This window comes from Ningiella algicola (genome assembly GCF_028401415.2).
Taxonomy (GTDB): Bacteria; Pseudomonadota; Gammaproteobacteria; order Enterobacterales; family Alteromonadaceae; genus Glaciecola.
In genome coordinates, this window is sequence record NZ_CP171821.2 from 1,878,978 (window position 1) to 1,902,218 (window position 23,241).

Sequence of the window (23,241 nt, forward strand, 5' to 3'; positions counted from 1 at the left end):
GCCCGGGCCTTGAATGCTTATCATGAGCTTTGTAGCGTTACGCCAACACATCCGACACGATTTCACAAACCCGTGCAAACAATTGGCGTCGAGTAGTGCCTACTCTCCACACTAACCCTATCTCGCGAAACGCTTGGTCCTCTGCAGGTAATGCAACAACGTCTGTTCCGGCAAGTACGCCTTGATTCAGTGCCATCTCTGGCATAAATGAAAAACCCATTTTGCTATTAACTAAGGCAACTAAGGTATGTAAACTGCTTGCGGTTAAAGAGCTTACCTGAGCTTTATGCGCTAATCCACATGCACTCACTGCATGCTCAGTTAAGCAGTGTTCCTTTTGTAGCAAAAAAATACTATTACTGGGTAAGTCATCAATATCAAAAGATGACTTGAGCTCCTTGGCTCTATCTTCGTGCGCAACCAAGTGAAAAGGATCTTTGCCTAGAACGTGTTGCTGACATCCCGGCGTTTTCATTGGCAGCGCCAGGAGCAATAAATCAAGCTCGCCATCGCCCAAACGGTCGAGCAAGTTATCGGTGGTGTCTTCGGTAAGCTGAAGCTGAACATCGGGCAAATGTGTATGCATTGCGTTAATGAGGCTTTCAAACATGAACGGTGCAATGGTAGGAATGACACCCAATTTTAAGACACCGGTTTTCCAATCTCCCGCGCTATCGGCAAAGTGTTCCCACTCTTGAGCGTGCGCTAGTAAAGTGTTAGAGCGTGCTACCAGCTGCTCACCAAACTCAGTAAAGACGAAGCTCTTGTGCTCTCGCTCAAGGAGTTGCTGCCCAATGTTATCTTCTAGATTTTGAATGGCGGTACTTAGTGTAGACTGGCTCACATTGCATTTTTGAGCCGCCTTTAAGAAGTGCTTTTCTTTGTGAAGCACCGATAAATAATGCAGGTGCTTTAGATTGGGAAAGCGCATGGCTTTAAACCCCAAAAATCGCCTTTAAGATGAAGAAAATAATAATAGAGAATGCTGCGCCTGCAGGCAATGTGACCACCCATGATGCAACAATATTGCGCACTATTTTACCGTTTAAAGCAGCAACACCCTGAACCATCCCTACACCAAGCACCGCGCCCACGAGGGTTTGTGTGGTCGATATGGGTAAGCCGGTTCCAGATGCAATAAGCACTGTGGTTGCTGCCGCTAGCTCAGCAGCAAAACCTCGACTGGGAGTAAGGTGCGTAATCCCCTCACCAATTGTTTTCATTACGCGTTTTCCAAAGAGAGCTAAGCCCATGACGATCCCAAAACCACCCAAGGGCAGAATCCACCAAGCCAAGGGTGAGTTATCAAGAATAACGCCATCATTTGATACCACGCTCACCACTGCAGCAAGCGGGCCAATTGCGTTAGCCACGTCGTTTGAACCATGCGCAAATGCCATACAACATGCGGTTAGCACCATCAACACGGCAAACACGCGCTCTACCTTTAGCTGTTGTTCTTCAAGGCTCAAATTTGGCAGTTGGCCATTACTTTCACCGGAATCGATAAGCAGCAGCTTCTTACTGTTTCTATTATTGATATATCGAATAGCAATTGCACCGATGATTGCAACCCCAACCCCAATGCTAATGGCCAGTATGTATCCTTGAGTGGCCGGCAGCCCAAGACCTACGTGCTTGAGGCCTTTTTTGATAGTCACCAGCGACATAATAAATCCGGCCATTCCCATGTAAATCGGCACAAAACGCACTGCTTCTTGGAAGGGATGTTCCCTATCTAGAATAAGCTTTTTCGCGCTTAAAAATATCAGCACTGCCACAAAGCCTGATATAGCAGGAGTGACCACCCAACTGCCCACAATGCCGAGTATTTTCCCCCACTCTACCGCCTCTGTGCTTACACCCACCGCAGTAAAGCCAACAATCGCTCCAATAATTGAATGCGTGGTAGAGACAGGCCAACCATAAAAAGACGCTATTACCAGCCATGTGCCAGCTGCAAGCAGCGATGCAATCATGCCAAGGACAAGGTATTCGGGGATGCTTTGGAAATATCCAGCATCGATGATGCCTTTGCGGATTGTAGAGGTCACTTCACCGCCCGCTAAATATGCACCTGCGAATTCAAAGACCATTGCAATAAGAATAGCTTGTTTCAAGGTGATTGCTTTAGAGCCAACGGAAGTTCCCATTGCATTTGCAACGTCGTTCGCACCAATACCCCACGCCATGATAAACCCGAAGGTAGCCGCGAGTATAACCAGTATTAGGCTATAGCTTTGTATAATGTCCATCGGGAGAAATTGCCTTTTTGGGGTAGTGAAATCTGTGGATGTCGAGCTGGACAAAAATATAAACGGATTCGCAGAGCGGTGCAACCGTCCAGCGCTTATTAAATCTCATTCATCTCCAAAATATAGTTAAACAACTCTTATTTAAGAAGTTTTTTGACTGTCTTTTTCATCGATGCGCTGTTCATATCTCGGCCATATGTTAGGTAAATCACATACTCACATATATTTTTGCAGCGATCGCCAATTCGTTCAAAGGCTCTGATAGCCCAAAGAACATCCATCCAATGATTAATGTTCTCAGGGCTCATCTGAATTTCAGCCGCTGTCTGTTCCAGCACTTTTTTATATACCCTATCAATATCGTGGTCTTGATGATGCGCCAAAATTGCTGCCTTGTCGTCTTGACGAGCGAAAGCATCAAAGGTGGCTCGCATCATCGATACGTTTCGATTACCAATATCCAGCATGCCTGAAAACACCAGCTCAGAGTCTGGTATTTTATTCAGCGTAACTAAACGCGCAACCCGTGCAATTTCATCCCCTATGCGCTCCAAGTCAGTTGCTGTTTTCGAAACGGTCATAATCAAACGTAAATCGCCCGCCGTTGGGTTACGTTTTGCAATGATGCGCATGCACTCTTGTTCAACTTGCGTTTCCATGCTGTCAACTTTCGCATCGTTTAGCGCGACTCTTTCGGCCAAGCTCGGTGCTTTCTCTTGCAGCGCGACAAGCGTATTCACTAATTGCTGCTCAATCACTCCTCCCATTGTCAACACAGAGTGTTTTAAGTTTTCCAATTCTTGGTTAAATCTTGCAGAAATGTGAGTATTAAGCTGTATTTGTCTGCGCATAAGCCTATCCGTAACGTCCGGTAATATAGTCTTCGGTTTGTTGCTTCGCTGGCATAGTAAACAGTGAGTCACTGTCAGAGTATTCGATTAACTCACCTTTGTGCATGAAAGCGGCATAGTCGGAAACGCGAGCGGCCTGCTGCATGTTGTGCGTGACGATCACGAGCGTGCACTGTTTTTTCAGCTCGTTAATTAATTCTTCAATATACAGAGTAGTTAAGGGATCAAGCGCAGATGTTGGCTCGTCTAACAACAGTATTTCAGGCTCAAGGGCAAGGGCGCGCGCAATCATCAGACGCTGCTGCTGACCGCCTGATAATAATAACGCAGAGTCAAAAAGGCGATCTTTCACCTCATCCCACAGTGCAGCGTTTTTAAGCGCTCGCTCAACACTATCGTCGAGCTTTCGGCGGTTTTTTTCCCCTTGAATACGAAGGCCAAAGCAAACGTTTTCGTAAATACTCATGGGAAAGGGATTAGGCCGCTGAAACACCATCCCTATTTGCGTGCGTAAACTCGACACCCGCTCCTTACGATGATAAATGTTGCGTCCATTAATCCAAACCTCCCCAGAATAGTGGTAATTTCGATTGAGCTCATTCATGCGGTTAAAGCTATTTAGAAGAGTGGTTTTTCCACAACCGCTTTGACCAATAAGCGCCGTTATTTTGTGCTTTGGGATCCTGATACTAATATTGTTTAAGACCAACTTAGCGTTTAAATGCACGCTTAAATTTCGCACATCTATACCGGTTTGTGCTTTTGATATTTCATCAACCGACAACATTTGGCGTTCAAAAAGTTTTAGCATGCAGGTGTTCCAAATTTCCTATTTTCTTTACTCAAAGCTACAAGCGCTCATACTTGTTGCGCAACTTATGACGAAACATAATTGCTGATACATTTAGCAAGAATACAATAATCAGTAGCAACATACAGGTAGCAAACATGAGTGATGCGGATTGCGTTTGCGTCTGATTGTGAAACGCCCCGTCGTAAATAAATACACCAAGGTGCATAAATTGTCGCTCCAAATGCACAAAAGGATATTCCCCATCTATAGGTAAGTTCGGCGCAAATTTCACAGCGCCGACCAAAATAAGTGGTGCCACCTCGCCTGCTGCTCTGGCAACCGCTAAAATAACACCAGTCAGCATGCCTGGACTCGCCATCGGGATAACGACTCGTACAATCGTTTCAAATTTGGTCGCCCCTAGGGCATAGCTGCCCGCACGCAGACCGCGAGGAACTCTTTGCAGGCCCTCTTCTGCCGAAACGATTACCACCGGTAATGTCAACAAACCCATTGTTAAACTTGCCCACAGCAAACCTGGTGTTCCAAAAGTCGGCGCAGGTAGGGTCTGTGGATAAAACAAGGCGTCAATTGAGCCTCCAAGAAAGTAGACAAAAAAACCTAAGCCAAATACGCCATACACTATTGAGGGCACTGCAGCCATATTGCTAATGCCTATGCGAATTAACTGTGTTGTGCGGTTGTTAGGCGCATACTCATGCAAATAAATTGCGGCAATAATGCCAAAGGGTGCAACAACAACCGCCATGAGTATCACCATTAAAAGCGTCCCAAAAATGGCAGGAAAAACGCCTCCGGTGGTCGATGCTTGTTTAGGATTGTCGGACAAAAACTGCCAGATTTTATCCAAAGAATAGTTTAGCTTGTCTACAAAACTAAGCTGATTGGGTTGGGTGAGTCTGTCGAGTTGATGAAGCGAAATGGTTATCAGCTCTTCATTTGCTTGTTTAAACACGATTACATATTGCGCGATTTGCCTTTCCAATTCATTCGCATAACCCTGCCACTTTTCAAACTCAAGCATAAGGGCGCTTCTAGCTGGTGTGTCGGCCGATACACCACTTTTATCTAAATTTGCAATGTTTTGATGAATCGCTTGAAGCTTTCCTTGTTGAATCTGAGATAGGTTGTTTTGTAAAAGTGCTACTGTGTTAAGTAGATTATTTAGCTCTTTTAGTGGCAATACGCCTTGACTCTCACTACTTTGCGCGGTGTCTTGCGTAATCGCATTTCCCGCATCCTTCCGCGGTCCGATCAAAGCATAGAATTCTCCAAAGTGAGTTTTACCTGATTTGGTAACAACTTGATACACTTGTTCAGCGAGTTGAACCGTAAGCACTGGACGACTTTGCGGATGAGCTAGAAACTGCTCTTTGTAACGCTTTTCATATTGCAAAGCCAATTCAGCTGCGCTTAAGCTACTCACTTCATAGGCGACACTTTGACTTTCATCGCTAAAGGATATGCTCACCTTATATGCGGATTTTGGAATAAAATATTCGCTGCCTTTAAGTGCAATAAATAAAACCATTGCACTTAAAAAAATCAACAATATAGACACGCAAAGCAAAGACACCGTTTGCGCCAAAGATTGCATAAATTTGATTGGCAGGCTCTTAAGCATCGTTCTCTACATTTTGTAATCGACGCTTTAGCAGCGCAGCAACCGTGTTGATGGCAAAGGTAAAAGCAAAAAGGATGGCCGCCGTTAAAAATAGAATATGATAATGGGCGCTTGAAACGCGGCTCTCTTGCAACTCGATGGTCAAATTAGAAGTCAACGATCGTAAGCCTGACAACAAATCCCAATCCGCAATCGGCGTATTGCCCGTCACCATAAGCACAATCATAGTTTCACCAAACGCTCTTCCAAGTCCCAACATAATGGCCGATATAATGCTCGGCAGCGCGACCACCAACACGACTTTGCTCAAGGTCTGTAATTGCGTTGCACCTAGCGCAAAAGAAGCCTGTTTTACGCCTTCTGGAACTTCAAATAGAGCGTCATCCACCAAAGAATAAATCGTTGGAGCAACGGCTATACCTAAAGCGAGCGCAACTACAACTGTGGTTTTACTGATGGTTAGCTCTCCCAGCACTGACAAAAAACCAAACAATTGCGCTTCGGCTAGCATCGCTTGGGCAAATGAGCTTAGATGAAAAACCGACACCATTACCAGCAAAAACACAAGCGTAACTGCAAGCAAATAATAGTGTCTAAATACTTGGTACAAGTCAGTTTGCTTAATCACACCATGTATCCATGCCATCAATATAATCACAAAGGGCAAGCTAATCATTACCATCAGCAAAGAAAACAGCGACCGCTCGGCGAAGGGTGCGAGCCATATTGCGGCGACAAAACCGATAATGACAGAAGGAATAGCTTCGATCATTTCAATACTTGGTTTTACCCAATTTCTGAGGCGACTCGGTGCGAAATAAGCCGTATAAATCGCCGCGCCAAGTGCGAGTGGAATGGCAACAAATAGCGCAAGTACGGCTGCTTTAAGGCTGCCAATAATCAGCGGGAAAAGGGAAAATTTCGGTTCAGCGTACTGTGCAGAGTTACTCGTCTGCCAGATATATTCAGAGTCTTTGTAACCGGAGTAATTTAGCTCTGAAAATAAGCTTTTATAGGTAGTAATACCCGCGGCATTCTCAAGTTGAAAAACGTGAATGGCATCAGCTGTGCTGACGTATAGCATTTGATTGTGCCAGTGAAGCAGTTTTGACAAGGCCTCGCTTTCATTGGGCTTGCCAAGTTGGATATCGCTAGCTTGCACATTAAGGACTTGTGAACTGGCACGATTGAACACAATTAAATTGGCGTCGGTATCAATAGCAATGCCCACTAAAGTTTGCCGATCAAACACAATATCGATGATTTTTCGCGAGCCGATGCCTTCCAAAAGGCTGGCTGGTGAAAATAAAAACGCTCCATCAATATTGGCGTTTCGCCACACCTGAGTGAAATCGTCACTTACGATGCTCGTATCATCAATAGCTAAGTCAAGCGTATCTGATATCGTACTTTCAGCTAGTTTATCCCTTCCGAAATGCTGGTCACTGCCGATGTGCGCGTCAGTTGGAAAATAAAGGGCTCTCTGATCGGGTGAAAGAACAATGTTACCATTTTCGGTGCTAAGCTTGGCCAGAGTTTGAATGGTCTCGCCATGCTGGTTAACGAGGCGCGGCTGATTTTGATAAATCACGATTGCTTGGCTAAATCTGCTTAAGGGCAGCAGATAGTCGACGCGATCGATAAGCGAAATGAAAGGTTCATCCAATGAGTTTAGCTTGTGCCACAACAACGCACTGGTTCCATGCTCTGGATGCGCTTGACTGATCACTAGATCATTCTGATATTTGTAGACTTGCCAGTCACCCTTTGATGCTGAAGGCAAAGCGTCAATAAAAGATGAAACATTAAAAGACCCTACTAGGGCACGCTGTGGACCGCTTGCCGTATGACTAATTTTATACAATTCGATTAAGTTGTCATTTCTGAGATGGGCATAGTGACTGTGGTATCCGTGCGCATCATTTATTGGGAGAAGTGTTGATGTGCACGGGTGATGGTAGGCCGCTAAAGTAGCTAGTTCTGTGCTATTTGCATTTGAATTAGTATTGCCTGAGTTTGCCCCCTGCTGGTTTGTTGCTGTTTGGAGGCTTTCCAGTCTAATTTCGCAAGGCGTAAATGAGAGGCGGACAACATCGTTGCCAAGTTGTTTAATTTGCGCAAATTGCGCGCGTTCGTCTGGATTTTCCGACAGGCTGATACTTGTTTTTAAACTTAATGCGGGGGTATTGAGCAAGGGAATAGCATTGCCGAAAATATGGGCGATTAACAACAAAAACATGGCAAGCACGAGCAAGCCGAACAACACAACAATATGCCTCGCAAAGGCATCAATTCTTAATCGCTTTGCGCTGGTGCCTTTAGAGATGCTTTGTTGAGATGATGCGTGCTCTGATGATTGCATAGGAGAAGTTTTGATTTATGATTCATTAGCATGCAATATTGTTAGCAATAATGATAGTCGAATCAAACAAAAAGGTGGTGTATATGCAAGCGATGGTATTGTCTGTTGTAGGTAAAGATAGACCGGGACTGGTTGAAGACATTGCCAAGTGTGTAAACAAAGCGGATGGGAATTGGCTGAAAAGCAGCTTTTGTCACCTAAGCGGACATTTTGCCGGATTTGTTGAAGTGATGCTGCCCTCGGCACAGCATAATGCCTTGGTTCAGGCCTGTCATGCCCTATCGAGCCTGCAAATTACGCTTATGCCAGCCTCTGTTGAGAGTCAACAAGATGCACAAGAGTTAGTCATGACATTAACGGCGAATGATAGAAAGGGCATCATCAATGACATTAGTCATTGCTTGGCAAGCCTTAATATTAATATCACAGAAATGGAAACCACCTGTGAGAGCGCACCCAACTGGGGGAATCAAATCTTCAGCGCAAAAATTAAACTTGCTGCGCCACCGTCACTATCTAGTGATGATGTAAAAGAGTCTATTGAGCAAATTACCGACGATTTAGTAGTCGAATTCAGCGCAAGCTAATCAAGGATCGGGGAAAAACGTGCCAAATAAAAACTTATATTTTCCAAAAGAATTGAGTTGGCTCTCGTTCAATGAGCGAGTATTACAGGAAGCTGCCGACACCAACACCCCATTAATCGAAAGAATTCGGTTTTTAGGGATTTATAGCAACAATTTAGATGAGTTTTATCGTGTTCGCGTTGCCGATGTTAAGCGCTTAATTACTATTTCGCAAAACGAAGGCGATTTAAGCACTGCTGATGAGCTTGTTGAGCTATTACAACAAATTCAATACCGGGTTAAAGGTTTATCCAAACAGTTTGATCGCGTCCATAAAACCATCACTAAAGAACTTAAACGCTACAACATTTATATTCTTAATTACACGCAGTTAAATGAAGCTCAGATAGACTGGGTAACGAACTACTTTCGCAATCATGTCCTTTTGCATGTGGCGCCCATTCTGCTAGACAACAAAGTCCAGCTGATACAGCGCTTGAATGATTCCTCTGTTTATCTCAATGTTGCATTGTATCGGCCTGGGCGCAATACCAAATATGCTGTTGTAGAGATCCCAACCAATCAAACCAGCCGTTTTGTGGTACTTCCAAGCGAGCAAGGAAAAAAGAAGAAGCAGATAGTACTGCTCGATGATGTAATCAAGCTTTGTGTGGAAGAGATTTTTAAAGGCTTTGTGAAATTTGAAACGGCCGAGGCTTTCTCATTTAAAATCACGCGCGATGCCGAGTACTCCATAAATGATGAAATTGACGAAAGCTACGTAGAGAAAATGTCAGAAAGCATGAAGCAACGTTTGAGCGCCGAGCCTGTTCGGATTATTCATGATACAGGCATGCCTAATGAGATGATTAACGATCTTCGAAAACGCCTGCGCATTTCAAACATCGATACCATTCAATCAGCAGGTCATTATCGCAATTTTAAAGACTTTATCGGTTTTCCAAATGTAGGGCGTGCCTATTTAGAGCATTCGCCTTTACCGAAACTGCGCAATCAGGCCTTTGTGCAGCACGACACTGTATTTGATGCCATTGCCGAGCGCGATATTCTGCTGTATTACCCCTACCACGACTTTCTGCATTTCACTGAATTTGTGCGCCAGGCAGCATTTGACCCACAGGTTAAACACATACGCTTGAATATTTACCGAGTCGCCTCGCAATCTCGAATCATTAGTTCACTTGTGGATGCTGTTGATAACGGTAAAAAAGTCACTGTCGTGGTGGAACTGCGCGCACGATTTGACGAAGAGAATAATATTGCTTGGTCAAAGCGTATGACTGACGCAGGGATAAAAGTGGTGTTAGGTAATCCGAGTGTGAAAATTCATAGCAAACTTTGTATCGTAAGCCGTGAAGAACGGGGAAAAATCCGGCACTACACCCATTTTGGCACCGGCAATTTCAATGAAAAAACCGCTAAGATATACACCGATTTGTCTTTGTTTACTTGCGACGAAGAGTTGTCTCTTGAAGGAATTCAAGTCTTCGACATGATCCAAAACCCCTATCGAAAAGTCAGATTTAATCAACTCCAAGTATCGCCAATCAATGCCCGCAGTAAAATTCAGTCACTCATCAGGCAAGAGATCCAACGCGGCACAGAAGGGCATCATGCACAAATAACTTTTAAAATTAACAATTTAGTAGATCCTGAGTTAATAGACGATTTGTATCGAGCCTCGCAATCTGGTGTAAAAATAAGGGGCATTATTCGGGGAATGTGTTCTTTGATCCCGGGAGTCGAGGGCTTAAGTGAAAACATTGAGATTATCAGCATTGTCGATCGCTTTTTAGAGCACCCGCGGATCATGATGTTTGAAAACGGCGGCGACCGAAAGATTTATATCTCGTCTGCCGATTGGATGACCAGAAACATGGACTATCGCATTGAAGTTGGCTGCCCGGTGAACGACCCTGATGCCCGCCAAATGATAGTAGACTTGCTTGAGCTTCAGTTTAAGGACACGCTTAAAGCAAGAGTTATTGATGAATCTCAATCTAATCAATACGTTAAACGTGGTAACCGAAGAAAGCTGCGCTCCCAAATTCAAATACATCAATACTTATCCCACCGAGAGGCCGACTCTGATGCAAACACCAACAAGTGATAGCTAATTGCAGAACTTATATCAAATTTTCGACAACAGCGAACAGCGGCAAACGGAAACCATTGCCGCTTTGGATATTGGCTCTAACAGCTTTCATTTAGTGGTTGCTCGGGTGGTCGCCGATGCTATTCAAGTGACGCAAAGGGTCAAACACAAGGTGCGTTTAGCTGATGGTTTGGATGATAAAAACATCCTATCCAAAGAAGCTATGCAGCGAGGCGTTGACACGCTCGAAAGCATGCTAGATAGCCTTGCCGGTGTGTCTACGCACTCCGTTCGAATTGTTGCGACTCACACACTGCGGCGGGCAAAGAATACCCAGAGCTTCTTGAGAATGGCGCGAAAAGTCTTTCCTTATCCAATCGAGGTAATATCAGGTGCTGAAGAGGCGAGGCTTATTTATACGGGAATTGCCAATCATACGGATATTGAAGGCAGTCGCTTAATTATTGACATTGGCGGAGGCTCTACGGAATTTGCTGTAGGCAAAGAAGCTGAACCTGAGCTTTGCAAAAGCGTTCAAATGGGTTGTGTGAGCTATCAAAAGCGCTTTTTTTGCGATGGTAAGATCACTCGAACTGCCGTGGAAAAAGCCATAACGGCTGCCCAGCAAGATCTCGAATTAGCATGTACGAATTTACGGCAAACGTCTTGGCAGCATAACCTAGCAAGCTCCGGAACTGCCAAAGCGATTGCATTAGTGGCGCATCCGAACGAAGAGAACAAAGCGCAGCCTTTTAATCAACATGATCTGCAGCTACTGCTTGCGCGGTGTATTGAAAAGGGTGAATCCTCAGCCCTCGATTTTGATGGGCTTACCGAAGATCGAAAGCCCGTTTTTGTGCCTGGCCTCTGTATTATGCTGGCGGTTTTCCAATCGCTTAATTTAAGTAGCGTTAGCATTTCTCAAGCTGCTTTGCGTGAAGGCGTATTGTCAGAACTTCAAGGAAAGCAAACCTCGCAAAGCGTACGAGTGAGAAGTGCTCAAAGCTTGGCAACTCGATACGATGTCGACACTCAATATGCCCATAAAGTGTTAAATACTTGTATGAACTTGTATGGGCAAGTGAAACACGATTGGGAACTTGAAGCAGCCAAATATCGCTTTATGTTAGGCTGGTCAGCCTTGCTGCATGAGGTTGGGCTTCAGGTAAACTCACGCGGCATACAAAAACACTCTAGCTATATATTGCTCAATTCAGACTTGCCTGGTTTCAACCAAGATCAGCAAAAAGCAATGGGTTACTTGGTGCGCTATCACCGAAAGAAAATACAAACTGAAGATGCGCCCGCCACGTTAGAGTTTTCTCAGATTTGTCTTGCTCGCATGCTCGTTATCCTGCGTTTGAGCATATTGCTAAATATTAATCGTCAAGTTGTGAGCGAAACCTCAGTCACATGCACGGTGAAAGACGCAAAGTTAAAACTCAGGTTTGAACACGACTATTTAGCAAACAATTCGCTGCTAATGGCAGACTTGCTCAAGGAGCAAAAGTATCTTGAGACGCTTAATATCAATCTAAGCTTTAAGGAAGGCGCCACGGCGACTTGATAAAGCAAGACCATTCACTCCGATTTTTTTAAGTAAGCTGAATCCTGTCTAAGTACCTCGTCAATCGAGGACGCTCTCTTATACATTCTCAATGCCCGTGGTTCACGGTAAAATTTTCGATACCAGCCATCCGTTTTGCAATCTATTTTCCGTCCTAATTAATCTGAATTAACGAAATAAATTGTACGATATTTCTTACACAAAAGAATCTATTGCTTACCTGTTTGTATACTTTTTAGTCTATTTTTCCCTTTTTTGTTTATTTTATGACCTATTTTGAGGTTTTTTTGATTTCAGTATTTTTTTCCATAGACTACCGCCCCCAATAACAAGAAAGTCGAATTAAGTACTCCGTTTAATACTGTGATTCAAAGGCTTCTTTTACGTTTTTTAATTACTCGCATTGTGATGCTCTGGTCGTTTTAGAGCTCTGATGCTATGCATCTATCACTTCCGTTGGCGGAGAGTAATCCGCCGTTATTGCCGAATGACGATCGGCATTTATTAAGGTAGCAATTTACATGAAACTTAACTCCCTAGTTATCGGATTCTCTATTTTTGCGACAGGAAGTCTTCAATTAATGTCAGGACAAGCGATGGCGCATGGCTGGTCCGAATTTCCGGCGGCACGCCAACAAGTTTGTTACGAACAAGGCGGTCTATGGAGTGGTACGCCTCCAAATGCAGCCTGTGCAGAAGCAAAAGCTATTTCAGGCTCATACCCTTGGGTACAAAGGAACGAGTTCTCAATCAATATCCCTGATTACAACAATCAAGCAACGGTAAGAGCCGCCGTACCCGATGGCACAATTTGTTATGCAAACGACAGCCAGAAGCAAGGCTTTGGCATTGGACGCTCGGACTGGACTCGTACTGAACTGAGCACTGGCACCTTTGAATATGTATTTAACGCAACTGCACCACATAATCCGTCTTTCTGGGAGTTCTATTTGACTACTGAAGATGCAGATCTAAACCAGCCACTCGCTTGGAGTGACCTTGAGCTTATTCATACCGAAGGCAATGTTCCAGTAGTAAGTGGTAAATATAGAATGGATGTTACTATTCCCGCAGACCGTGAAGGCGAAGCAGTGCTATTTGTTCGCTGGCAGCGCATTGATGCAGTAGGCGAAGGCTTCTATAACTGTAGTGATATTTCAATAGTTAACGGCGGCGGTGAAAACCCAGAACCACCTGAAGAGCCTGAAGAACCCACTGGTCCTTACTTAGTGCAAGGCACCCAGTTTATTCCGTCTGACATCGCTTTAGACTCAGTCAACATCGGTGATACGGTCAATTTCGCGGTATTTAACAAAAATGGCGAACAGCACAGCTCATTCTCTGTTGAGATTAATGCAGACAACCTAAACGATTGGGACAGATTGTTAGCGGCTGAAGTAAATGGTTACTACGAAAGCTTCTTCAACGGAAATGTTTTTATCGGCCGATGGCATGCAGAAATGAATCACTACATGTACTTCAGAAACGACCTTTATGGTAATTACTTTAACTCGCGTGATTCAAGAGCCAGCGGTGTGTTCTCAATTACGCCTGCTGATCAAGTGTCAGATGTGAGCATCAGTATTGATGCTAAAATTCTATCAGATTTAATTATGGACGAAGTTGCCTACGGTCAATCGGTTATTCTCTCGCCGATGATTGAGGGTGCCGAGGTATCTGAAGCCATATGGGAGCAAACTGACGGCGAAGCGATTACGCTTATGGTCAATGAGCACAACGAACTCGTCATAGATACGTCTTTACTCAGTAGCCAAAACGAGAACCTTGCATTTAGGCTTTCTCTGCCTGACTTATCAGTGCAAGCTCAGTTTAGCTTTAGAGTCGTAGGTGACACTGCAACAGGCGATGCTCCAGCATGGGACATCAACGCAGTTTATACTCAAGGCGACCGAGTCATGCACAATGGTGCACTTTGGACAGCTCAGTGGTGGACAAGGGGTGAAGAACCTGGCACCACGGGCGAATGGGGGGTTTGGAGATAAACCTTAGTTTGAAAATATAAAAAAGGGCGTAAGAATTATTTCTTACGCCCTTTTTACTTTAAAGATGAAGGTATTTGACTAAAAGCCGGAAACCTCAAGCCGAGGCAATGGTCTAGGTGGCTGACGCGTTATAAATCTCTTGAATAGTGGCATCCAAGGTTGTGTCAAAGTCAGCATCTGATTGTTTTGCATTTAAACCTTCGGTAAGCGCTCGAGAGAAGCTCGCAATCATACCTTTGTTTTGGCTTAGTTTTGCATTTGCATCGTCTCTTGAGTATCCGCCAGATAACGCGACAACTTTTAATACGCGCGGATGATCGATGCACTCTTTGTAAAAGTTGGCTTGGTTAGGAATAGTGAGCTTGAGCATCACGTTTTGGTCATCACTTAAGGCATCTAAATGCTTTAAAATTGACGCTTTTAATAAGGCTTCTGCTTCTGATTTTTCAGGACTATTAATGTCGACTTCAGGCTCGATAATTGGCACAAGGCCCGCTGCAATAATTTGCTTTCCTATTTCAAACTGCTGAGCAACTACCGCATCAACGCCTGCCTTATTTGCAAGTTTAATTACCGAACGCATTTTAGTGCCAAAGACATCTTGGGCATTTGCTTTTGCGAGCAAGGCATCAAGCTCAGGCATTGGCTTCATCACTTGTGCGCCGTTTTCCTCGTCCGCTAAGCCTTTATCCACTTTCAAAAACGGCACAACATGTTTCACTTGCCATAGATAATGCGCGCTCGATTTGCCTTCAATATCTCTATCGAGCGTATTTTCAAACAAAATGGCGCCTAAAACTCTCTCCCCATCAAAGGCTGAGCTTGTTACAATTCGAGAGCGCATGTCATGGACGCAGGTAAACATTTCTTCGTCGGTGGAATACTCGTTTTCTTCAACGCCGTATAGCTTCAGGGCTTTTGGCGTGCTGCCTCCGCTTTGGTCAAGCGCTGCAATAAATCCAACCTTCGATTTTACTTTTGCCAGCATGTCTTGTTGTGCTTGCGTTGTCATTATGTGTATTTCCTCTGTTTTATCCCAAACTTTGAATTATTTACTGCATGTGAGCCACGTAACACTAATACGCGCTAGTCTCGGTTTAATATTGCCACAGCAGGTAGCTCTTTTCCTTCTAAAAATTCTAAGAACGCGCCGCCTCCGGTAGAAATATAGGAGATTTTATCTGCAATTGAGTATTTATCCACCGCTGCTAGTGTATCGCCACCGCCTGCAATAGAAAACGCATCACTTTGCGCAATCGCCTCGCCAATTGCTTTGGTTCCATTGCCAAACTGATCAAATTCAAATACGCCAACCGGCCCATTCCACACAATCGTACCTGCGTTTTTTAAAATATTAGCGAGGTAATCCGCCGTTTGCGGACCAATATCAAACACCATGTCATCATCAGCAATATTATCTACTGACTTAGTTTGCGCAGGCGTTGATGCCGAGAACGCTTTCCCTACAACTACATCGGTGGGAATGGGAATTTCGCCGCCTTGTGCGCCAGCTAAATCCGTTAAGCGTTTAGCTTCATCAATCAAGCTTTCTTCCACTAATGATTTACCCACTGCATGACCTTGCGCTGCAATAAAGGTGTTTGCAATACCACCACCTACAATCAACTGATCGACTTTTTCAGCAAGTGATGCCAGCACCGTCAATTTGGTCGAGACTTTTGAACCGCCAACGATAGCTACCAGTGGGCGTTTAGGATTGTACAGTGCCTGTGAAAGTGCTTTAAGCTCTGCATCCAAAAGTGGGCCAGCGCAGGCTTGCGAGGCAAACTTTGCTACGCCGTGTGTGCTCGCTTGAGCGCGATGTGCTGTGCCAAATGCATCCATTACAAATACATCGCATAATTTGGCATAGTGTTTTGCTAGATGCTCGTCGTTAGATTTTTCACCCTTATTAAAACGCACGTTTTCAAGTAAGGTCACTTCGCCCACTTTTGCTTCAGGTGCTTGAGAGCTGAGGTAATCCCTTACAAAAGTGACCTCTGCGTCGAGGTGCTCTGACAAATACTCAGCAATGGGGGCGAGCGAAAATTCTTCGGCACTTTCACCCTCCGTCGGACGACCAAGATGAGACATAACAAGTACTGCCGCACCTTGTTTTAAAGCTTGTTTAATGGTTGGAATCGACGCTCTGAGGCGAGCATCAGACGTGATTTCACCTGCTTTGATTGGCACATTGAGATCTTGACGAATCAATACTCTCTTATTGCTCAAATCTAAGTCCGTCATAGCCTTAATTGGCATAAAAATCTCCTTGTAGCTTAGCTAAATTCTTGGGCATTAGTGATGGCTACGATAATGAATGTGTTAGGACACCATGTGCATTTTTATCGCAGTATCCAACATACGATTTGCAAAACCCCATTCGTTGTCGCACCACACTAACGTTTTTACGAGTTGCTTGTGACTTACGCGTGTTTGCGTTGCATCGACAATACATGAATGTGGGTCATGATTAAAATCGACAGATACCAATGGCGCATCAGTATAGTCAAAAATCTTTGCCGTTTTAAAGGTATGGGCCGCCTGCTTAAAGACCTCGTTAACCTCAGCCACGCTGACTTTATCACGTAAGGTAACACTTAAGTCCATTGCTGTGACGTTGATGGTTGGCACTCGCACGGCAATCGCCTCAAATTTACCCGCAAACTTGGGCAAAATTCGCTCTATTCCACGAGCAAGCTTGGTATCAACGGGGATAATGGATTGACTCGCCGCTCTGGTACGCCTCAAATCAGGGTGATATGCATCGATGACTTGTTGATCGTGCATTGAGGAATGAATCGTGGTGATAGTGCCACTTTCCACGCCAAAAGCTTCGTCTAATACACGAATAACCGGCACAATGCAGTTAGTTGTGCACGAGCCGTTTGAGACGATTTTATGCTCGGGCAGTAGCTCATGGTCATTCACGCCAAAGATGATGGTCTTATCCATGTCTTGACCACATGGTTGCGAAAAAAGCACCTTTTTGGCACCTTGAATAATGTGCTGGTTTGCATCGTCAGCGCTTGAAAATACCCCCGTACACTCTAAAACGATATCAACACTATGAGCTGCCCAATCAATATTGCAGATCCTCTGTTCGTGAAAAAGCGCGATCTTATCTACATGTTTATCGTCAGGATTTTCATCGCGAAGAGGGGCGCGCGCGACGCACAGACTGTTTTGTTTTGACTTGTTTTGGGTAAACGAAATTTTATTTGGAAACCGGCCGTGAGTGCTATCAAACTGCAGCAAATGCGACATAGCCTCTGGCTCGGCTATTTCATTTATTGCGACCACTTCCACTTGCTCGCGAAAGCCACTTTCGTACAGGGCTCTTAAAACACTTCTGCCAATGCGGCCAAAGCCATTTATTCCAATTCGAAGCACTACAAGCTAACCCAATTTAAGCGCACAAAAATGCCCTAGTTCGCCCCCCGATAATATAAACCAGAGGCGCACAAAAAAAGACATTATAGCTTTTTTCCTCTTGCTTTATAAAGCCATTGATTTATAAAGCCATTTTTTATAGAGATAAAGCGGCATCTACAACCGCTTGAGTCGTAATATTGAAATGCTTAAATAAGTCGCCTGCTGGCGCTGATTCACCAAAGGTGTCCATGCCAACTACAGCGCCGTTTAATCCAACATACTTGTACCAAGCGTCTTTTGAAAGTGCTTCTACCGCCACACGTTTTGTCACGCCAGCAGGTAAAACAGACTCTTTATAGCTTTCAGACTGCCTATCAAATAAATCACAGCACGGCATAGATACAACGCGTACAGCCTTGCTCTGTGCACTGAGTTGCTCAGCGGCGTCGACCGCTAGATGCACTTCTGAACCCGTTGCAATGAGAATGATATCAGGCGTATCTTCACTATCAACTAGCACATATGCGCCACGCTCTGCATCAATCAATTGCTCAGGTGAGCGTGACTGTTGCGGTAAGCCCTGACGAGTGAAAATAAGTGTGGTAGGTCCGTCAGTTCGTTCAATTGCCGCTTTCCACGCAATTGCCGACTCAACTTGGTCGCAAGGACGCCAGTTATCTAGATTAGGCGTACTTCGAAGGGCAACTAATTGCTCAACAGGTTGGTGCGTAGGGCCATCTTCACCTAGGCCAATAGAATCGTGGGTATACACAAAAATAGCGGGTTGTTTCATAATTGCCGCCATCCGAACGGCGTTTCGCGCATATTCCATGAACATCAAGAAAGTCGCGCCATAGGCTTTGAAACCACCATACAAAGTAATGCCATTCATCATTGCCGACATACCGAATTCGCGCACGCCATAATAAATATAGTTACCGTTTGCATCATCTGCGCTCACGCCTTTCGAGCCGTCCCATATCGTGAGGTTTGAACCTGCTAAATCGGCAGAGCCACCTAACAGCTCCGGCAATAATGGACCATATGCGTTAAGGGTATTTTGTGAGGCTTTACGGGTGGCAATATTTTGTGGATTGTCCTGTAGGGAATTAATGTATTTCGACACCTCTTTATGCCAGTTGTCAGGCAGTACATTTGTTTTACGGCGAACAAATTCAGACGCTAATTGTGGATGACTCTGCTGATAGCTGGCAAAAAGTGCATTCCATTGTTCTTGCGCAGCCTGTCCTTTTTCAGATGCATCCCAAGCAGAATATATGTTACCTGGCACTTCAAACGGAGGATGAGTCCAACCGAGTGCTTCTCGGGTCAAGGTGATTTCATCTTCTCCAAGCGGAGCGCCGTGCGATTCCTCCTTACCTTGTTTGTTTGGTGAACCAAAGCCAATGGTGGTTTTACAGCAAATCAAACTTGGCTTGCCGGTTTCTTGCTGGGCTTGCTCAATTGCAGCAGCAAGCTGCTCTGGATCGTGGCCATCCACATCAGCAATAACGTGCCAGCCATAGGCTTTGAAACGCGCGGGGGTATCATCGCTAAACCAACCCTCAACTTCACCATCAATCGAAATACCGTTGTCATCCCAAAAGGTAATGAGCTTGCCAAGTCCAAGCGTGCCCGCCAGCGAGCAGGTCTCGTGCGAAATCCCTTCCATCATGCAGCCGTCACCCATGAATGCGTAGGTAAAATGATCAACAATATCGAAACCTTCTTTGTTGAACTGAGCCGCTAGCACTTTTTCGGCTAATGCCATGCCAACCGCATTTGATATCCCTTGGCCAAGTGGACCAGTGGTTGTTTCAACGCCTGGCGCATAACCATACTCAGGGTGCCCTGGCGTTTTTGAATGCAGTTGACGGAACTGTTTTAGCTCTTCAATGGGTAATTCATAGCCCGTAAGGTGTAACAAAGAGTATAAAAGCATTGACCCATGACCGTTAGATAATACAAAGCGATCTCTGTTAGCCCACGTCGGATCTTTTGGGTTGTGCGACAAGTAGTCACACCATAGAACTTGTGCAATATCAGCCATTCCCATAGGTGCGCCAGGGTGACCTGATTTAGCTTGCTGAACAGCGTCCATACTGAGCGCTCTAATTGCATTGGCGAGTTCGCGGCGTGATGACATGTATTCTCCTTTTTATAGACTTGGGCGATTATTGTGGGCCCACATTAAGTTCGACATTGTGGCGTAGGGCCTGAAGCACTTCAATCATTAATTAACATATTTGAATTGTTTTTTTTCATCTGCATCAAGCAACTAAATTCGGGCATTGTTTGTATGAATATTGGTGGTTTTGCTGATCCATTTGTGTGTGAATAAAGATCGCATAGAAATTCAAATAGACTTTTAGACGTCTAGATGGAAATATACTATAATCGCCCCTTAGCTAGCGGTACTTACTGCCGATTTCAGGCAAAGTCAGCCGCAGTTGGCGTAATTTGACGCCAGATATCACAATAATTTTTGTTTTAGGATCATGTATGACCTCACGCTTATTTACATCGGAATCTGTCTCAGAAGGCCATCCAGATAAGATTGCTGATCAAATCTCAGACGCAGTGCTAGATGCAATATTAACCGAAGACCCGAAAGCTAGGGTTGCTTGCGAAACATTTGTCAAGACTGGCATGGTATTGGTTGGCGGTGAAATTAATACGACCGCATGGGTCGATATTGAAGAGCTAACAAGAAAAACGGTAAAAGATATCGGATATACGCACTCCGACATGGGTTTTGATGGCGAGTCTTGCGCGGTACTAAACGCAATTGGCAAACAATCGTCAGATATCAATCAAGGCGTTGACCGCGCTTCACCTGAAGAGCAAGGAGCGGGAGACCAAGGCTTGATGTTTGGCTATGCCAGCGATGAAACCGACGTGCTCATGCCTGCACCCATCACGTACTCCCATCGCTTAGTGCAACAGCAAGCTAAAATGCGCAAAAGCAAGCAACTAGAGTGGTTGCGTCCAGATGCTAAAAGCCAGGTAACCTTCATATATGAAGACGGCAAACCCGTGGCGATTGATGCAATAGTGCTATCTACCCAACACTGCGACAGCGTGAGTATCGAAGCACTTCGGGAAGCCGTAATGGAAGAAATTATTAAACCCGTAATTCCATCGCAATGGCTAACGTCCAATACTAAGTATCACATTAATCCTACTGGTCGTTTTGTGATTGGTGGGCCAATGGGCGATTGTGGATTGACTGGTCGTAAAATTATCGTTGATACCTACGGCGGTATGGCACGCCACGGCGGCGGCGCGTTTTCAGGTAAAGACCCTTCCAAGGTCGACAGAAGTGCGGCATACGCTGGCCGATATGTGGCGAAGAATATAGTCGCGGCTGGTTTGGCGAAGCGCTGCGAAATCCAAATTTCGTATGCAATTGGGGTTGCTGAGCCAACATCTATTGCCGTGGATACTTTCGGCACGGGCAAAGTCAGTGAAGAAGCGCTAACAGCTTTGGTCAAACAACATTTTGATTTACGTCCATACGGCCTCATTCAAATGCTTGATTTAGAACGCCCAATCTACAAGCCCACTGCTGCATATGGTCACTTTGGCAGAGAGGAATTCCCTTGGGAACAAACTGACAAAGCCGCTGTATTGCGAGAAGACGCTAAGCTATAATCAATGCAAGATTGATAGGGGCGCGTAGCCACTGGCACGCGCCCTTTTTGCGTTACTTCTTGCGTCAATAATGGAACTTAAGTTATGAATAACCGCCTTTTAAAGATGAGTGTGCTGCTCGTCGCCTGCATCTATCTCACGGCCTGCGCCACCTCTCCAACCGGTCGCAATCAAGTACTGCTATATTCAGACCAACAGCTAGCGCAATCCGGTATGCAAGCCTTTGCGGGAATGAAGCAAGAAATTCCGATATCAAGAACGCAAGTCACTAATCGATTTGTGCAGTGCATAGCCGATAACATTATTCGCCAGCTTGACGAGGATGCATCGCCTGAGCAGTGGGAAGTGGTCGTATTTGATTCAGACCAAGTGAACGCTTTTGCTCTGCCTGGCAAGAAGATTGGCGTGTATACCGGATTACTAGGCGTAGCAGAAAACCAAGACCAGGTCGCGGCGGTCATCGGACATGAGATAGGGCATGTATTAGCCCAACATGGTAACGAGCGAATGAGTCATTCGACACTAATTGGGATCAGTCAAGAACTGGTGAATCAAGCCTTGCGTGCAAACAACGTCGCGCAAAGCGGCGCAATCATGTCTGCCTTAGGCTTAGGTGCGCAGGTAGGTGTTGCCCTGCCCTTTAGTCGCGCACATGAAAGCGAAGCGGATATTATTGGCTTAGATCTTATGGCAAGAGCCGGCTTTGACCCTCGACAGTCTGTTAATCTCTGGCAGAACATGAGTAAGGCGAGCAATGGCGCAAGACCTTCAGAAATACTCTCGACTCACCCTGCGCCTCAAACGCGAATTAACAACTTGAAGGCAAATATGGAGCCGGCAATGAAAACGTATAGCGCCGTCAAAAATAAACCCGTATGTCGAGGTTAAAGCGCTTTCACACTGGGTACTTGAACGTGCATATGACGTAGCAATCGAAAAGACAATATAAAAACCCAGCGACAAATGCTGGGTTTTTTAATGTGTGTCAAAAGCAAAAAGCTGCCTATGACAGGTTTACTTACTCGCCTTCTTTGTGAACGTGAACGTCCATCTGAGGGAAGGGAATTGAAATGCCTTCTTGGTCAAAACGAAGTTTAACGGCTTCGGTAAAGTCAAACATCACGCCCCAGTAGTCAGCCGACTTAACCCAAGGACGAACCACAAAGTTGACACTGCTATCACCAAGCTCAGACACTGCAACCGTAGGCGCTGGATCTTTCAGTACTCGTTCTTCCGCAGCTACCATTTCTTCCAGAATAGTTTTGGCTTTTTTCAAATCGTCACCATAACCAATACCAAATACCATATCCACACGACGCGTCTCTTTTGCTGAGTAATTAGTGATCGCGCCACTATAGATAAGACCATTTGGCACAATAATTTCTTTATTGTCTGGCGTGTTCATAGTAGTGGTGAAAATACTGATGCCCTTGACTGTGCCCGATACGCCACCAGCATCTACAAAGTCACCTGATTTGAAAGGCTTGAACACAAGTAGCATGACACCTGCGGCAAAGTTTTGTAGTGAGCCTTGTAACGACAAACCGATAGCTAAACCTGCTGCACCCAATATGGCGACTAACGAGGTTGTATCAACGCCTAACTGGTCAAGCGCGGCGATAATGACAAACAGCAGTAGTATTGATCGTACAATGCCCATAATAAAATCGACGAGCATTTCGTCATAGCTACTTTTTGCTAATAATTTGCCGACAATTTTAACGATGATATTAACGACTATTCGACCAACGACAAATATAACAATCGCAATGAGCAAATTAATTGCAAACGGAATGATGTATAAATCTAAATATTTTGATGCTTCATCTGTACTGAATTCTGGCATGATGACATGTCCTTTGTATGGGTGGTTTGGTAATATACTTTTTATCAGAAACCTTATTGAATGTATTTTAAGGATCATAATAAACATAGCCTAAGCGCTTAGGATTCGCTGAAAGCTTGATTTTGATAGGCGATTTCCGACCGCTATTGCAGATTGGCTAAATAAAACATAACAAGCACGCGGAAGAAAAATCAAATTATTTTTATAA

17 protein-coding genes are annotated in these 23,241 nt (G+C 44.8%); 6 read left to right on the forward strand and 11 right to left on the reverse strand.

Annotated elements, in window-relative coordinates; all coding sequences use genetic code 11:
* Nucleotides 1-37: 37 nt before the first annotated feature.
* From PN836_RS08235 to PN836_RS08260, 6 genes are all read right to left on the reverse strand, one after another.
* Complete coding sequence (locus tag PN836_RS08235) at nt 38-931, reverse strand: hydrogen peroxide-inducible genes activator (RefSeq protein WP_395345549.1); 894 nt, start codon at nt 929-931, stop codon at nt 38-40.
* A 4-nt stretch (nt 932-935) separates the two neighbouring features.
* Nucleotides 936-2,255, reverse strand: a complete 1,320-nt coding sequence (locus PN836_RS08240; protein ID WP_395344763.1) for an inorganic phosphate transporter — start codon at nt 2,253-2,255, stop codon at nt 936-938.
* Nucleotides 2,256-2,392: 137 nt separating this feature from the next.
* On the reverse strand, nt 2,393-3,106 hold the full coding sequence (phoU, locus tag PN836_RS08245) for a phosphate signaling complex protein PhoU (protein ID WP_395344764.1): 714 nt from the start codon (nt 3,104-3,106) through the stop codon (nt 2,393-2,395).
* A gap of 4 nt (nt 3,107-3,110) precedes the next feature.
* Nucleotides 3,111-3,917, reverse strand: a complete 807-nt coding sequence (gene pstB, locus PN836_RS08250) for a phosphate ABC transporter ATP-binding protein PstB (protein ID WP_395344765.1) — start codon at nt 3,915-3,917, stop codon at nt 3,111-3,113.
* A 37-nt stretch (nt 3,918-3,954) separates the two neighbouring features.
* A complete protein-coding gene (pstA, locus tag PN836_RS08255) occupies nt 3,955-5,544 on the reverse strand; it encodes a phosphate ABC transporter permease PstA (protein ID WP_415926393.1) in 1,590 nt (529 codons plus the stop codon).
* Nucleotides 5,537-7,906 (reverse strand): ABC transporter permease subunit, encoded by a 2,370-nt coding sequence (locus tag PN836_RS08260; protein WP_395344767.1) that lies wholly within the window; start codon nt 7,904-7,906, stop codon nt 5,537-5,539. The genes pstA and PN836_RS08260 overlap by 8 nt, the downstream gene beginning before the upstream one ends.
* Before the next feature lie 50 nt (nt 7,907-7,956).
* On the opposite strand from PN836_RS08260, the gene PN836_RS08265 reads away from it, so the two are divergent.
* The 4 genes from PN836_RS08265 (at nt 7,957) to PN836_RS08280 (ending at nt 14,158) form a co-directional block, all read left to right on the forward strand.
* Entirely contained in the window at nt 7,957-8,493 is a 537-nt protein-coding gene (locus tag PN836_RS08265; protein ID WP_415926394.1) for a glycine cleavage system protein R, read from the forward strand.
* 19 nt (nt 8,494-8,512) lie between these two features.
* A complete protein-coding gene (ppk1, locus tag PN836_RS08270; RefSeq protein WP_395344769.1) occupies nt 8,513-10,603 on the forward strand; it encodes a polyphosphate kinase 1 in 2,091 nt (696 codons plus the stop codon).
* A gap of 7 nt (nt 10,604-10,610) precedes the next feature.
* A complete protein-coding gene (locus PN836_RS08275) occupies nt 10,611-12,155 on the forward strand; it encodes an exopolyphosphatase (protein ID WP_395344770.1) in 1,545 nt (514 codons plus the stop codon).
* A gap of 521 nt (nt 12,156-12,676) precedes the next feature.
* Nucleotides 12,677-14,158 (forward strand): lytic polysaccharide monooxygenase, encoded by a 1,482-nt coding sequence (locus PN836_RS08280; RefSeq protein WP_395344771.1) that lies wholly within the window; start codon nt 12,677-12,679, stop codon nt 14,156-14,158.
* A gap of 112 nt (nt 14,159-14,270) precedes the next feature.
* On the opposite strand, the gene PN836_RS08285 is transcribed toward PN836_RS08280, so the two are convergent.
* The 4 genes from PN836_RS08285 to tkt form a co-directional block, all read right to left on the reverse strand.
* Nucleotides 14,271-15,170: a fructose bisphosphate aldolase gene (locus PN836_RS08285; protein ID WP_395344772.1), complete on the reverse strand. Its 900-nt coding sequence runs from the start codon at nt 15,168-15,170 to the stop codon at nt 14,271-14,273.
* Between the two features lie 74 nt (nt 15,171-15,244).
* Entirely contained in the window at nt 15,245-16,420 is a 1,176-nt protein-coding gene (locus PN836_RS08290) for a phosphoglycerate kinase (protein ID WP_395344773.1), read from the reverse strand.
* Nucleotides 16,421-16,483: 63 nt separating this feature from the next.
* Nucleotides 16,484-17,551, reverse strand: a complete 1,068-nt coding sequence (gene epd, locus PN836_RS08295) for an erythrose-4-phosphate dehydrogenase (protein ID WP_395344774.1) — start codon at nt 17,549-17,551, stop codon at nt 16,484-16,486.
* A gap of 136 nt (nt 17,552-17,687) precedes the next feature.
* Nucleotides 17,688-19,679: a transketolase gene (gene tkt, locus PN836_RS08300; RefSeq protein WP_395344775.1), complete on the reverse strand. Its 1,992-nt coding sequence runs from the start codon at nt 19,677-19,679 to the stop codon at nt 17,688-17,690.
* Between the two features lie 356 nt (nt 19,680-20,035).
* Here tkt and metK point away from each other — a divergent pair, with 356 nt between their 5' ends.
* Nucleotides 20,036-21,187 (forward strand): methionine adenosyltransferase, encoded by a 1,152-nt coding sequence (gene metK, locus PN836_RS08305; RefSeq protein ID WP_395344776.1) that lies wholly within the window; start codon nt 20,036-20,038, stop codon nt 21,185-21,187.
* Nucleotides 21,188-21,271: 84 nt separating this feature from the next.
* Complete coding sequence (locus PN836_RS08310; protein WP_395344777.1) at nt 21,272-22,075, forward strand: M48 family metallopeptidase; 804 nt, start codon at nt 21,272-21,274, stop codon at nt 22,073-22,075.
* A 130-nt stretch (nt 22,076-22,205) separates the two neighbouring features.
* Here PN836_RS08310 and PN836_RS08315 read toward each other — a convergent pair whose 3' ends face one another.
* On the reverse strand, nt 22,206-23,033 hold the full coding sequence (locus tag PN836_RS08315; RefSeq protein ID WP_395344778.1) for a mechanosensitive ion channel family protein: 828 nt from the start codon (nt 23,031-23,033) through the stop codon (nt 22,206-22,208).
* Between the last annotated feature and the right edge of the window lie 208 nt (nt 23,034-23,241).